Below are 12,521 nucleotides of genomic sequence, written 5' to 3' on the forward strand. Positions count from 1 at the left end.
GCTAGCCGCGCACGCCCTCGACGAACGTGGTGCGCGGCGTGGTGTTCTCTGTGGTTGCAGTGGGTGGACGGCCGTAGCGCTGCATCAGCGCGCCGGCGTCCTCGGACGAGACGCGCCAGCCGCGGTCCATCAACCAGTCGGCGACATCGGTGCGGTCCTCGATGAACCACAGATCCTGGACGTCGGGAACCTCGGTTTCGCTGGTGCCCGCCGCTTCTCGCATCTGGCGCAGCTGTTCGCGTCGGCTCGCCAGATATTCGGGATCGAAGAATCCGGCACCGAACGATTCGACACCGATCCGGCTGCCCGGTGCGCTCAGATCGTGGATGCGCTCGAACAGCAGGTCCTGACCTTCGGCGGGCAGGTAGGGCAACAGGCCCTCGGCAATCCACGCCGTCGGCTCGTGTGCGTCGAAACCTGCGTCGCGGAACGCTTTCGGCCAATCCTGGCGCAGGTCGATGGGCACGGGGACGTAGCGGGCGGCGGGACGGTCGCCGACCAGCGTCTCGGCTTTGAACGCCAGCACCTTTGGCTGATCGATCTCGTAGACGACGCTGTCATCCGCCCACGGCAGTCGCCACGCCCTGGCGTCGAGTCCCGCGGCGAGGATGACGGCCTGCACGACGCCGTTGGCGCACGCGGTCATGAAGAAGTTGTCGAACCATTTGGTGCGCGAAGCCGCGTAGTTCGAAATCGCCCGAATCCGCTCGACCATGTGCGAAGGCGGCAGCTGCCACCCGCGGTCCAACGCGGCATCGACGAAACGCTGGGCGTAGGTGTCGATGAACAGCGGGCAACCCGAAGATGCTTCCTGCGCGCGCGCCCACGCCACGCCGAGCGCGGTCGCTCCGACACTCTCGGTGATGTCCCAGCTGTCGTCGTCAGTCCTGGCCATTGCCACCCTCAGGTTCGGCGAACTCGTACAGCTCGTCGGTGGTCAACAGATCGTCGCGTACGTTCTGTTCCCGGTAAGCCAGCTGGCCAACCCGGTTGGCCACCACCGGTGCGGTGATCACGGTGAACAACCCGGTGAGGATGATCATGCCGACGTCGGCGTTGCCCCGCAACCGGATCGCGGCGCCGACGAGGACCAGCAGCAGTCCCAGGACCTGCGGCTTGGACGCCGCGTGCATCCGCGTCAACGTGTCCGGGAAGCGGACAACGCCGATGGCCGCGGTCAGTGCGAGGGCGGAGCCGCCGAGGATGAGTACCGCGGTCACGATGTCGAGCACGTTCATGGCCGTCCCCCCGCCTTGCCCTTGTCGACGTCCGGAACACGGAACCTCGCGACGCTGACCGAGCCGACGAAGCTGATCAAGGCCAGCGCGGCCATGCCGTAGGTCACCGTCGTGTCGAGGCTGAAGGCCGCCCAGGTGCCGATGCCGCACATCGTCACGGCGACGAGGGTGTCCAACGCCACCAATCGATCGAGGGTGCTCGGGCCGGCGAGCAGCCGGATCATCGTGACGCCGGCCGCGGCCGTCAGCATCACCGCCGCGGCGATCCACACGTAGTTCATGCGCTCTCCTTGTTCGGTGAAGGCCGCCAATCCTTTTCGCGCTCGAATGTCCGCACCAGCTGCCGTTCGACCTTAGTGACCTGCCGATAGAACCGCTCGACGGATCGCTTGTTGCCGACGTCGATAACGTGCATGTAGAGAATGCGCCGACTCTGATCGATCTCCAGCACGATCGAACCGGGGACCAGGTTGAAGATGTTGACGGCCAGTGCCAGCACGAGATCGGACTTGACCGCGAGGTGGGCGCGCAGCACCGCCGACAGCGGCGGCGGGCCGGGCTTGATGGCCAGCCACGCCACCTGGTACGACGACAGCACCAAGTCGTACATGACGGACACGATCAGCCGCAGCAGGGAAAGCGGGTGCACCTTTCCCTCGACGGGCACCGCGGGCAGTGGCAGCAGCAGCGTGATGACCAGCGCGACGAGCAGACCGGAAAGGATGTTGGCCGCGGAGAACGTGCCCCACAACAGAATCCACACGAGGATCAGCCAGCACACCACCCAGACGCGGAGCAGGACGTTTCTCATTTGCCCAACACCGCCGAGATGTACTGGCCGGGATCGAGGACCTCGTCGGCAGCCCGCTCGCTGTAGGCGAAGAAGGGTCCGGCGAGCAGCGTCATCGACAGTCCCACGGCCATCAGTGCGCCCGTCGGCGCCAGCATGCCTACCGGCATCCTGCCCACGTCGTCGCGGTTCATGAATTCCACGTCCTCGGAATCGTCGAGCAGTGCCGCGGGCGCGGCCGCCGCCAGATGTCCTTCCGGTGCGTCTTCGCGGGAGCGCCAGAAGGCCTTCGTCCACACCCGCACGATGACGTACAGCGTGAGCAGGCTGGTGATCACCCCGCCGCCGACGAGAACCCAGGCCAGAGCCGACCCGTTCTGCGCACCGGCTTCCAATAGCGCGACCTTGCCGATGAATCCCGAAAAAGGCGGTATGCCACCGAGATTGAGGGCAGGGACCACGAACACGAACGCCAGAATCGGACTGGCTGCGGCTAGCCCGCCGAGGCGCTGCAGCGTCGACGCACCGGCCTGGCGCTCGATCAGGCCGACGACGAGGAACAGTGTTGTCTGCACCACGATGTGGTGTGCGACGTAGTAGATCGCTCCCGCCATGCCGAGCTCGCTCGACAGCGCGATGCCGAACACCATGTAGCCGATGTGGCTGACCAACGTGAACGACAACAGCCGCTTGATGTCGCTCTGCGCGATCGCGCCGAGGATGCCGACGATCATGGTGAGCAGCGCCGCCACGAGCAACAGCGGATCCAGCCCACCGTCGGGGAACAGCAGCGAATGCGCCCGGATGATTGCGTAGACACCGACTTTGGTGAGCAGCCCGGCGAACACGGCCGTGACCGGTGCGGGCGCGGTGGGGTAGGAGTCGGGCAGCCACCCGTAGAGCGGGAAGACGGCCGCCTTGATGCCGAATCCGACAAGCAGCACCGCGAACAACGCGCTGCGGGTGCCTGAAGACACGTCCTCCAGCCGCACGGCCAGCTCGGCCATGTTCAGCGTTCCGGTGGTGGCGTAGATGAGCGCGATGCCGAACAGGAACACCAACGACGAGACCATCGACACCATCACGTACGAGATGCCGGCGCGGACACGGTCTTTGCTCCCCCCGATCGTCAAGAGCACGAAGCTCGCCGACAGCAGCACCTCGAATCCGACGAACAGGTTGAACAGATCGCCGGCCAGGAATGCCGTGCAGACTCCTGCCGACAGCACCAGGTAACTGGGCAGGAAGATCGACACCGGCTGACGTTCGTCGCCGTCGCGGATGCCCTGCCCGATGGCGTAGAACACCACGGCCAGCAGCACTATCGACGACACGAGCAGCATCAGCGCCGACAGCCGGTCGACTACGAGGGTGATCCCGAGTGGGCCCAGTCCCTGCTCCGTCGGTCCCCAACCGCCGACCTGCAGCGCCAGCGTGCCGTCGCGATCGGCGAGGTACAGCAGAACCGCGCACACGACGACAACGACTGACAGTGCGCCCAGTGCGATGAGCCGCTGCAGGCGCGGCTTGCGGCCGGCGAACAGCGACGCGGCGGCGCCGAGTGTCGGGATGAGCACGGGCAGCGGTGTCAGCACCGCGGCGAGCGTCATCGCGACCCCTCGTGTCCGGGTAGCGCGTCCAGCTCGTCGGGCGCGTCGGTGTCGCGGGCCCGGTCGGGTTCCGGGCGGTCCTCCTCGACGGCCACCGCGTCCTTGGCGGCGATCTCCGAGACCTTCGCGTCCTCGGGATCGTCGCCGACTTCCTCTTCGGTGGTCAGCCGATACGTCCGGTACGTCATCGCCAGTACGAAGGCGGCGATACCGAGGCTGATCACGATGGCCGTCAGGATCATGCCCTGCGCCAACGGATCCGCGGTGTTGGTCTGCCCGTCGCTGGTGCGCCCGCGGATCGGCGGGTTGCCCGACGGACCACCGACGGTGAGGATCAGCAGGTTGATGGCGTTGCCGATCAGCAGCAGTCCCAACAACATTCGGGTCAGGTTGCGTTCGAGCAGCAGGTAGACCCCCGCGCTGGTGAGTCCGCCGATCATGATGAGCGGGACGAGATAGGTGGTCACGCCGAGTCCACCACCCCACGCTGGCGGCCCATCTCGACGTCGATGCGGGCACCGAGGCTGCGCAGCACGTCGAGCACGAGGCCGACGACGATCAGGTACACGCCGAGGTCGAAGAACAGGGCCGTGACGAACTTGACGGTCCCGAGTACCGGGACGTCGACCTCGATCAGCGCCGAGGACAGCACCGGCGCCCCCAGTAGCAACGAGGCGGCTCCGGTGCCCGCGGACAGCAGGAGCCCGGCGCCCAGGATCTTGCCCGCGTCCAGCGGCAGGGTTTCGCCGAGTTCGTAACGGCCGCCGGCGAGATAGCGCAGTACCAGGGCGAGGCCCGCGGTGAGTCCGCCCGCAAAACCGCCGCCGGGGGTGTTGTGCCCCGCGAAGAAGAAGTAGAGCGACAACACCATGATGAGCGGGAAGATGATGCGCGTCGCGACCTCGAGCACCAGCGACCGGTGCCTCGGATCGCGCAGCTCGCTGCCGCGCAGCCACGTGACGTCACCGGCCGCCGGGCTGTGCGTCGTCATCGGCAACCGTCCGATGTCGGGCTGGCCGGCGTCGGCAACTCGCGGTGCGGCACCGAAACGCTGGTGCCGGAACACCATTGATGCCACACCGGTCGCGGCGACCAGCAGCACCATGATCTCGCCCATGGTGTCCCATGCGCGGATGTCGACGAGCAGGACGTTCACTGTGTTGGCGCCGTGGCCGCGGAAATACGCTGCATCGGGCAGTAATTCGGCGATCGGGGTACCGGTGCGGGCGGCCATCGCGTAGACGGCCAGGGTGGTGACCGTCCCGCCGACCGCAATTGCCAGCGCCGCGCGAGCCCACCGGAACCTGTTGATGTGGGTGCGGTCGGCCTCGGCAGGCAGCGTGCGTAGCACGAGCACAAAGATGATCAGCATCAGCGTCTCGACCAGGAACTGAGTCAGCGCCAGATCGGGTGCGCCGTGGAACGCAAAGATCGCACCGCACCCGTAGCCGGTCACCCCGACCAGCAACACGGCCGCCAGCCTGTTGCGCATCAGGGTCGCGCCGAGCGCGGCCGCCAGCACGATCAGGCCGACCACGACCTGCACCGGTGACCCCCACAGCGTGAAGTCGGGGCGATCGCGCGCGCCCAGCGCCAGCACGATGGTCGGGACGAGCACCAGCGTGGAGAGGATCACCGACTGCGTCGCCGGGATGGAACCACGCTGGGTGACGGCGGTGAGCTGGATCGAGAGGATGTCCAGTCCACGGACGACGGAGTCGTAGATTTTGTCGGCGTTGCCGAGGGGTTCGTGCACGGTGCGGATACGGCGCAACCGGGAGCGGCCGAAGAACGCCGCGGTGCCGACCCCGAGGACAAGCATCGACAAGAGCAGCGGGATCCCGAGCCCGTGCCACAGCGCGAGGTCGTAGTCCGCGCCGCCGGGCACCGTGTCAGCATAGCTGTCCAGCACGGAGTCGAGCTCGGTCGGCCACAGCCCGAACAGCAGTCCCGCCGCGGCCAGCAGCGCGGGTGGGATCATGAAAGTGATTTCGGGACGGTGCATTTCGGCGACACGGGTGCTTGGCTCCTGCTGTCCCTTGCGGCCGAACGCGCCGACCAGGAAGCGCAGACTGTAGATGGTGGTGAACACCGAACCGAGCACGATGCCCGCCAGGACGAACGGTGCGGCCGAGCCGAGCACCGGGCTGTGCAGCACGGTTTCGAAGTCGGCCTCCTTGGCGACGAATCCGAGGAACGGTGGCAGGGCCGCCATGCTCGCGGTGGCCGCGACGGCGATGACGAGCAGGCTCCTGCTGCGAGCTCCCAACCACGCCAGCCTGCGGATGTCGCGGGTGCCGGTGGCGTGGTCGATGACACCGACAACCATGAACAGCGACGCCTTGAACATCGCGTGCGCACACAGCATTGCCAGGCCGGCGAGCATCATGTCGCTGCCACCCGAGCCGACCATCACGGTGATCAGCCCGAGTTGGCTGACCGTGCCGAACGCGAGGATCAACTTGAGGTCGTACTCGCGCACCGCCCGCCATCCGGCCAGCAGCATCGTGACGATGCCGAGTGTGATGACGATGGGCCGCCACGGCGGAGAATCCGCGAAGCCGGGCGTCATGCGTGCCAGCAGGTAGACGCCGGCCTTGACCATGGCCGCGGCGTGCAGATAGGCGCTGACCGGTGTGGGGGCCGCCATCGCGCCGGGCAGCCAGAAGTGCATCGGCACGATCGCCGACTTCGACAGCGCCCCGATGAGAATGAGCACAATCCCCACCGACGCCGCGACACCCGTCGGGGGCGATGCGATCAGCTCGGACAGCAGAAAGGTGCCCGCAAGGTTCCCGAGCACGATGATGCCGACGAGCATCGCCAGCCCGCCGAACGTCGTCACCAGCAACGCCTGGGTGGCGGCGCGGCGGCTGGTGGCGCGCTCGGCGTAGTGGCCGACGAGCAGGAACGACAGAACCGAGGTCAGCTCCCAGAACACGTAGAGCATCAGCATGTTGTCGCTGGTCACAAGGCCGAACATCGCGCCGGAGAAGGCGACCAGCTCGGCCGCGAAACTCGGTAGCCGCTTCTCGGTGTGCCCGTCGTGGTGTTCGAAGTAGTCGGCGCAATAGAAAAGGACGAGAGCGCCGATTCCCAGCACCAGCACGCTCATGATCGCCGCCAGCGAATCGAACCGCAGCGCGATGTTCATCGACAGCTCGGGCACCCAGGGCACATCGACGGTCTTGGCTCCGCCGGGCGTGGGCCAGTTGGTCACGACCCAGATCAGCGAACCCAGCGGCACCAGCGCCAACGGGTAGAAGGCCATCCGTCCCCACCGGTAAACGAGCAGGGGTGCCAGCGCGGTAGCGACCGCGTGGGCGATGAGGATGGCGAGCAAGGGCACTCCGGATAGCGGGGTGTCAGCCGGGTAAAGGGCTCGGGCTTAACGCCAGTCTACGTGGGCCGATGCGGCTACCATCCGGCCTCATGGACACAGTGGATGTGGTGGTGGTCGGCGCGGGACCCACCGGTCTGATGCTGGCCTGCGAACTCGCGCTCGGCGGGGTGGCCGTCCGGGTGCTCGAGGAACGTGCCTCCGCACCGAACATCACCAGGGCTTTCGCGGTGCACGCCCGAACCCTGGAACTGCTCGACGCGCGGGGGATGGCCGAGGATCTGGTTCCGCGCGGCGTGCAGGTGTACGAGCTCGCTCCGCCCGGCGGGTCGACGCTGGATCTGCGGGAGCTGCCCGGCAGGTACGCGATGCTGTTGATCGTCCCGCAGAGCGGCACCGAGCAGGTGCTCGAAACCCGTGCGGGCGAACTCGGGGTGCCGATCGTCAGGGGCGCCGAGGTGGCCGCGCTCAGCCAGGACGACGACGGTGTGACGGTCGAGTGCGCGGGTGGCGAGACCATCCGCGCGAAGTATGTGGTCGGCTGCGACGGCGCCCACAGCACGGTTCGTCGCCTCGTCGGCATCGACTTCGCGGGCAAGCAGTACGAGACGCACATCCTGCTGGCCGACGTCGCGTTGTCCCGCGCGCCGTCCGACACCCTGACCGGCGTGACCAACGAGCGGGGCGTCGTGCTGATGATCCCGTTCGGCGACGGCTGGTTCCGGGCCATCGCTTGGGACCGGCTGCGCGAGCAGGCGCCGCTGTCGGAACCCGTGACGCTCGACGAGATCCGCGAGTCGTTCATGCGCGTCGCGGGTGACGACTACGGCATGAGCGAGATGCGGTGGAGTTCGCGTTTCCTGTCTGAACGCCGACAGGCGCGCCACTACCGTTCCGGCCGGGTGTTCATCGCAGGTGATGCCGCGCACGTGCATTCCCCGCTCGGCGGGCAGGGCATGAACACCGGTATCGGGGACGCGATGAACCTCGGCTGGAAGCTGGCCGCTGCGGTCAAAGGGTCGGCACCGCCGGCGTTGTTGGACAGCTACGAGGCCGAGCGCCATCCGGTCGGCGCCATGGTGTTGCGCACAACCGACGCGTTCAACCAGGTGGTGCTCGGAAGCTCCCGGCTGCAACGGATAGCGCGCACCGTCGTCATCGGCACGCTTACCCGGGTCCCGAAGACCAGGCGAATGATGCGCGAATTCCTCAGCGGCATCGGAATTGCCTACCCGCACAAGCGGGGTGACAACCCGTTGGTGGGTCGCCGGATGCCGGACGTCGAGTGCAACGGCGAACGCGTCTACGAACTGTTGCGGGCGGGCAAGTTCGTGTTGGTCACGGCTGCGCCGGTGGACCTCGGCCGGTCCGACATCGTGCACGTCGTCGGCAGGCATCCGGAACTTCCCGAGGCCGTCCTGGTGCGGCCCGACGGCTACGTGGCGTGGGCCGACGACCGGGTGCCGAGTGCCGCCGAACTGATTGCAGCCCTGGACAACTGGACGCATCAGAAATAGCGCAGCCATACGTAGACCCACGCGATCGCGGTCGACATCAACGTCACGACGATGCCGTAGCGGGTGAACCGCCAGAAGCTGATCGCGTGTCCGGCCCGCTGCGCGATGCCGATGGCGACGACGTTGGCGCTCGCAGCGATCGCGGTGCCGTTGCCCGAGAAGCATGCGCCCAGTGCGAAGGCCCACCACAGCGCCCGGCCGGTCTCGGCGTCCGGCGCCTGCGCGGCCATGTCCTCGACCACCGGCGTCATCGTCGCGGTATAGGGAATGTTGTCGACAAACGCACCGAGCACGGCGGAGCCGAACAGCAATCCTGTTGCGGCAAGGAAGAAGTCGTCGCCGAAAAGATTGACCGCCGCGTCGCCGAGCCATCCGATGACCCCGGTGTGCACCAGGCCCGAAACCATCGCGAACAGGCCCATGAAGAACACCAGTGTGGGCCATTCGACTTCGGGGAGTACGTCGGCCACGTCGACGTTGGTGACCAACAGCATTGTGCCCGCGCCCAGCAGCGCAACGATCGACGGTGCGACGTGTAGCACCGAGTGCAGGCTGAAGCCGGCGACGACGAGTGCCAGCACGACCAACGACCGTACGAGCAGACGGGTGTCCTTGATGGCCCGTCGCTCCTGCAGTGCCATCACCTTATCGAGGCGCATCTCGTTGGAGCGCAGGTCCTTTCGGAACAGAAACTTCGTGAAGAACACAAAGAGCACGAAGATGACGATCACGATCGGCGCCATGTTCACCAGGAAGTCGTTGAACGTCAGGCCCGCCCGGCTGCCGATGATGATGTTGGGCGGATCGCCGATGAGGGTGGCCGCCCCGCCGATGTTGGAGGCCAACACCTCGGCGATCAGGAAGGGCTGCGGCGCGATCTCCAGCCGGTCGCAGATGACCAGCGTGACCGGTGCAACGAGCATGATGATCGTGACGTTGTCGAGCACCGGCGAAGCCACGCCGGTGATCACCATCAGCATCACCATGAGTCGAAATGGCCTGCCTTTGGACCGCTTTGCGGCCCAGATCGCCAGGAAGTCGAACAGCCCCGTCTGCTTGATGACACCAACGATGACCATCATGCCGAGCAGCAGGAAGATGACGTTCCAGTCGATGCCCTCGTGCTCGGAGTAAAAGATCTTGACGCCGGGAGTCAGGCCGAGCAGGGTCATCAAACCCGCGGCGACCAGGACGGTCTTTACCTTGTTCGCACGCTCGGTCGCCAAAAACCAGAAGGCGACGACGAATATCGCCAGCGCCAGAAGAGGAGCCAGCACGGGGCCGGAAGATCAGTCGTTGGGGCCGGCCACGGCCAGGCTTGTGAGCAGCCGCTCGAGCGTCACCGCGCCGACCAGCTTTCCGCCGCGGTCGACGACCGCGATCAACGGACTCCTCTTGTTCGCCATCACGGTGGCGACCTCGAGAAGGGTGGCGTCCGGTGCCACCGTAACCGGCTTGGCGACCGGGGTGGGCAGGCAGTCGCCCACGGTCAGCCGGCCCGGACCGTGCCAGAACAGGTCGGCGTGGATCTCGTCGACGGTCCGCACAAGCGCCGGGTCGTCGCGGTAGGACTCGGGGATCGTCAGCCGCAGGACCTGGGTGCCGGGCAGCACGGCGACGGGACGGTCGGACTCGTCGACCACGACGAGTCCGGGCAGCCGGTTGACCACCATCAGCTGTACGGCCTTGGACACCGGGTCGTCCATCCGCACCGTCGGTGGGGTCACGGCGATTTCATGTGCTTGCATGAGTTCGTTCCAATGGGTGCCGGCGGTGTCTGCGGTAAGCGTCATCGTCCTCGTCCTCCGGTCATTTCGTCGACTGACCGTGCATGTTGACGTCAGTCTGGGCGGCTTAGGAACGGCGCACCATTGGGTCTGGACCCCATTCGGGACAGTTGTGGCCTGTATGGACAAACCTCGGTGCAACGGTTCACCCTGGGGCTATGAGTCGGGCGCGCACCGGGGCCGCCGCGCTGTTTCGGCGTGTCTTCGCGATAAACGGCCTGATCTTCGTCGCGGGGACGTTGATCCTGGCCCTGTCCCCGGCGTCGGTGTCGTCGCGCATCAAGCTGACCGAGATCCCGGTCCTGGTCGTCGGGCTGGCGGTGATGCTGACCGCGAACGCGCTACTGCTGCGGTCGAGTCTGGCCCCGCTGCTGAAATCTGAGCGGACGACGGCGGGTGCGACGGCGTTGGCCGCCCAGGAGAACGAACGTCAGCGCATCGCGCGCGAACTGCACGACGAGATCGGGCAGACCCTCACGGTCGCGTTGTTGATGCTCAAACGCGCCGTTGACCGCGCGCCCAGCGAAATCAAGAGCGAGCTGGCCGGGACGCAGGAGGCAGTGCGGGCCAGTCTCGACGAGGTCCGCAGCATCGTCCGACGATTACGCCCGGACGCACTCGAAGATCTGGGACTCACCAGCGCGCTCAACGCGCTGTGCAGCGACTTCTCCCAGGGGACCGGTCTGACGGTGGTCAAACACATTGCCTCCCAATCTGATCGGCTGCCCGCCGATGTGGAGCTGGTGTGCTACCGGGTCGCTCAGGAAAGCCTGACGAACGTCGCGAGGCACGCGGCGGCGAACAAGGTGTGGCTCGATATGCACACCACGGCGGATCAACTCACGCTGCGGATCGCCGACGATGGGCGAGGCGGCATAGCCGACGAAGGTGCGGGGATCAACGGGATGCGCGAGCGGGCCGTGCTGGTGAACGCGGCGCTGACGATCACGTCCGTCAAGGATGAGGGCACCGAGGTGCGTCTGGTGATTCCGCTGCCCGGACAGAACCGCTGATGCTCGCCTCTCCCGCGCGGATCCTGCTCGCCGACGACCACGCCCTCGTGCGCAGCGGTCTACGGATGATCATCGATGCGGAGCCTGATCTGACGGTGGTGGCGGAGGCGGCAGACGGCAGCGAGGCCTTGGATGTGCTCGACCGGACTCCGGCCGATCTGGCGATTCTCGATATCGCGATGCCGCGCATGACGGGTCTGCAGGCGGCGAGGGAGATGAACCGCAGGCATCCGCATGTCCGGATCCTGATTCTGTCGATGTACGACAACGAGCAGTACTTCTTCGAGGCGTTGAAGGCGGGCGCCTCGGGCTACGTGCTCAAGTCGGTGGCGGACCGCGACCTGCTAGAGGCGTGCCGCGCGACGCTGCGCGGCGAACCGTTTCTGTACGCGGGCGCGGTCACAGCCCTGATCCGCGACTACCTGCACCGGGCGCGGCAGGGCGATTCTCTGCCCGACACCATCCTGACGCCGCGCGAGGAGGAGGTGCTCAAGCTGATCGCCGAGGGCTTTTCGACGCGCGAGATCGCGACGACGCTGAGCATCAGCGCCAAGACGGTCGACCGCCACCGCACCAACACGTTGGCGAAGCTCGGACTGCAGGACCGAGTCGCGTTGACGCGTTACGCGATTCGCGCGGGCCTGATCGAACCCTGACGCGCGGCGCACGCTCCCGGCATCATCGCGAACCGGATCGGCACCGCGTGGCCGATGACTCCGATGCCCGCGCCGAGGATCGGCCAGATGGGCCAGAAGTACCACGCGCCCGCGGTCAGACCGACGACCAACCACACGGTCAGCACGATGAGAACCATCGCGAGGTAGCCCGCCAGGTGGATCTGTACTCCGCGCCAGGCGGCCTTTCGGCGGGCCTGCGCGCGCGTGGGGTCGTTGCGCCGGATCCGGTCAATGGGTAGATCTGCGACGAGTTCGTGCAGTTCGTCGGTGGTATGAGCGGCGAACGTGGCCTGTAACCGTCGCTCGTAGTCGTCCAGCCCGAAGTAGCCCTGCGCAAGTGCCTGACCCAGTTGATTCGCGGTCCGGTTCCGCTCACGATCACCCGCTAGCATCGCGACTCCCTTCAATCTTGACACTGACTAGTTCTAGCGTCGACTATGCACCTTGAACTAGCCACTGTCAAGATTTATTTGCGTGGGCACGAAGGGCTGCGCGGTACGCGTCAATGTTCAACGCGGGCTTGGGAATGCGCTCACTATTGATGTCTCG

General features: G+C 66.5%; 13 protein-coding genes. 3 read left to right on the plus strand and 10 right to left on the minus strand.

Annotated elements, in window-relative coordinates:
* Position 1: 1 nt before the first annotated feature.
* From ACIA48_RS04870 to ACIA48_RS04900, 7 genes are read right to left on the minus strand one after another with little or no spacing between them, the layout of a single operon-like run.
* Complete coding sequence (locus tag ACIA48_RS04870; protein ID WP_396728142.1) at positions 2–895, minus strand: SAM-dependent methyltransferase; 894 nt, start codon at positions 893–895, stop codon at positions 2–4.
* Entirely contained in the window at positions 882–1,238 is a 357-nt protein-coding gene (gene mnhG / locus ACIA48_RS04875; protein ID WP_396728144.1) for a monovalent cation/H(+) antiporter subunit G, read from the minus strand. The genes ACIA48_RS04870 and mnhG overlap by 14 nt, the downstream gene beginning before the upstream one ends.
* Positions 1,235–1,519: a monovalent cation/H+ antiporter complex subunit F gene (locus ACIA48_RS04880; protein WP_396728146.1), complete on the minus strand. Its 285-nt coding sequence runs from the start codon at positions 1,517–1,519 to the stop codon at positions 1,235–1,237. Before ACIA48_RS04880 ends, mnhG begins: the two co-directional genes overlap by 4 nt.
* The gene (locus ACIA48_RS04885; protein WP_396728148.1) at positions 1,516–2,049 is read right to left on the minus strand and encodes a Na+/H+ antiporter subunit E; all 534 of its coding nucleotides are present in this window, start codon (positions 2,047–2,049) and stop codon (positions 1,516–1,518) included. The genes ACIA48_RS04880 and ACIA48_RS04885 overlap by 4 nt, the downstream gene beginning before the upstream one ends.
* Positions 2,046–3,638, minus strand: a complete 1,593-nt coding sequence (locus ACIA48_RS04890) for a Na+/H+ antiporter subunit D (protein ID WP_396728150.1) — start codon at positions 3,636–3,638, stop codon at positions 2,046–2,048. Before ACIA48_RS04890 ends, ACIA48_RS04885 begins: the two co-directional genes overlap by 4 nt.
* Positions 3,635–4,105, minus strand: a complete 471-nt coding sequence (locus tag ACIA48_RS04895; protein ID WP_396728152.1) for a Na(+)/H(+) antiporter subunit C — start codon at positions 4,103–4,105, stop codon at positions 3,635–3,637. The genes ACIA48_RS04890 and ACIA48_RS04895 overlap by 4 nt, the downstream gene beginning before the upstream one ends.
* Entirely contained in the window at positions 4,102–6,981 is a 2,880-nt protein-coding gene (locus ACIA48_RS04900; protein WP_396728516.1) for a Na+/H+ antiporter subunit A, read from the minus strand. The genes ACIA48_RS04895 and ACIA48_RS04900 overlap by 4 nt, the downstream gene beginning before the upstream one ends.
* An 89-nt stretch (positions 6,982–7,070) precedes the next feature.
* Here ACIA48_RS04900 and ACIA48_RS04905 point away from each other — a divergent pair, with 89 nt between their 5' ends.
* Positions 7,071–8,495, plus strand: coding sequence for an FAD-dependent monooxygenase (locus tag ACIA48_RS04905; protein WP_396728154.1), 1,425 nt, complete (start codon positions 7,071–7,073; stop codon positions 8,493–8,495).
* Here the strand turns inward: ACIA48_RS04905 and ACIA48_RS04910 are convergent.
* Together ACIA48_RS04910 and ACIA48_RS04915 are read right to left on the minus strand one after the other, a co-directional pair.
* Positions 8,486–9,772 carry an SLC13 family permease gene (locus ACIA48_RS04910; RefSeq protein WP_396728156.1) on the minus strand — a complete coding sequence of 429 codons (1,287 nt, stop codon included), beginning with the start codon at positions 9,770–9,772 and terminating at the stop codon, positions 8,486–8,488. The genes ACIA48_RS04905 and ACIA48_RS04910 overlap by 10 nt on opposite strands.
* Positions 9,773–9,784: 12 nt before the next feature.
* Positions 9,785–10,288 (minus strand): CBS domain-containing protein, encoded by a 504-nt coding sequence (locus ACIA48_RS04915; RefSeq protein ID WP_396728158.1) that lies wholly within the window; start codon positions 10,286–10,288, stop codon positions 9,785–9,787.
* Between the two features lie 152 nt (positions 10,289–10,440).
* Here ACIA48_RS04915 and ACIA48_RS04920 point away from each other — a divergent pair, with 152 nt between their 5' ends.
* Positions 10,441–11,295, plus strand: coding sequence for a sensor histidine kinase (locus tag ACIA48_RS04920; RefSeq protein WP_396728160.1), 855 nt, complete (start codon positions 10,441–10,443; stop codon positions 11,293–11,295).
* Positions 11,295–11,951, plus strand: coding sequence for a response regulator (locus ACIA48_RS04925; RefSeq protein ID WP_396728162.1), 657 nt, complete (start codon positions 11,295–11,297; stop codon positions 11,949–11,951). The genes ACIA48_RS04920 and ACIA48_RS04925 overlap by 1 nt, the downstream gene beginning before the upstream one ends.
* Here ACIA48_RS04925 and ACIA48_RS04930 read toward each other — a convergent pair.
* The gene (locus ACIA48_RS04930; protein WP_396728164.1) at positions 11,918–12,364 is read right to left on the minus strand and encodes a DUF1707 domain-containing protein; all 447 of its coding nucleotides are present in this window, start codon (positions 12,362–12,364) and stop codon (positions 11,918–11,920) included. The genes ACIA48_RS04925 and ACIA48_RS04930 overlap by 34 nt on opposite strands.
* Between the last annotated feature and the right edge of the window lie 157 nt (positions 12,365–12,521).

Source organism: Mycobacterium sp. NPDC051804, from assembly GCF_044452905.1.
Classification (GTDB): Bacteria; Actinomycetota; Actinomycetes; order Mycobacteriales; family Mycobacteriaceae; genus Mycobacterium.

What these genes read in the sequence shown, in the direction of transcription:
- ACIA48_RS04915 (WP_396728158.1), bottom strand. Translation starts at nt 10,288, where the DNA reads ATGACGCTTACCGCAGACACCGCCGGCACCCATTGGAACGAACTCATG.
- ACIA48_RS04870 (WP_396728142.1), bottom strand. Translation starts at nt 895, where the DNA reads ATGGCCAGGACTGACGACGACAGCTGGGACATCACCGAGAGTGTCGGA.
- mnhG (WP_396728144.1), bottom strand. Translation starts at nt 1,238, where the DNA reads ATGAACGTGCTCGACATCGTGACCGCGGTACTCATCCTCGGCGGCTCC.
- ACIA48_RS04930 (WP_396728164.1), bottom strand. Translation starts at nt 12,364, where the DNA reads ATGCTAGCGGGTGATCGTGAGCGGAACCGGACCGCGAATCAACTGGGT.
- ACIA48_RS04905 (WP_396728154.1), top strand. Translation starts at nt 7,071, where the DNA reads ATGGACACAGTGGATGTGGTGGTGGTCGGCGCGGGACCCACCGGTCTG.
- ACIA48_RS04920 (WP_396728160.1), top strand. Translation starts at nt 10,441, where the DNA reads ATGAGTCGGGCGCGCACCGGGGCCGCCGCGCTGTTTCGGCGTGTCTTC.
- ACIA48_RS04885 (WP_396728148.1), bottom strand. Translation starts at nt 2,049, where the DNA reads ATGAGAAACGTCCTGCTCCGCGTCTGGGTGGTGTGCTGGCTGATCCTC.
- ACIA48_RS04925 (WP_396728162.1), top strand. Translation starts at nt 11,295, where the DNA reads ATGCTCGCCTCTCCCGCGCGGATCCTGCTCGCCGACGACCACGCCCTC.
- ACIA48_RS04890 (WP_396728150.1), bottom strand. Translation starts at nt 3,638, where the DNA reads ATGACGCTCGCCGCGGTGCTGACACCGCTGCCCGTGCTCATCCCGACA.
- ACIA48_RS04880 (WP_396728146.1), bottom strand. Translation starts at nt 1,519, where the DNA reads ATGAACTACGTGTGGATCGCCGCGGCGGTGATGCTGACGGCCGCGGCC.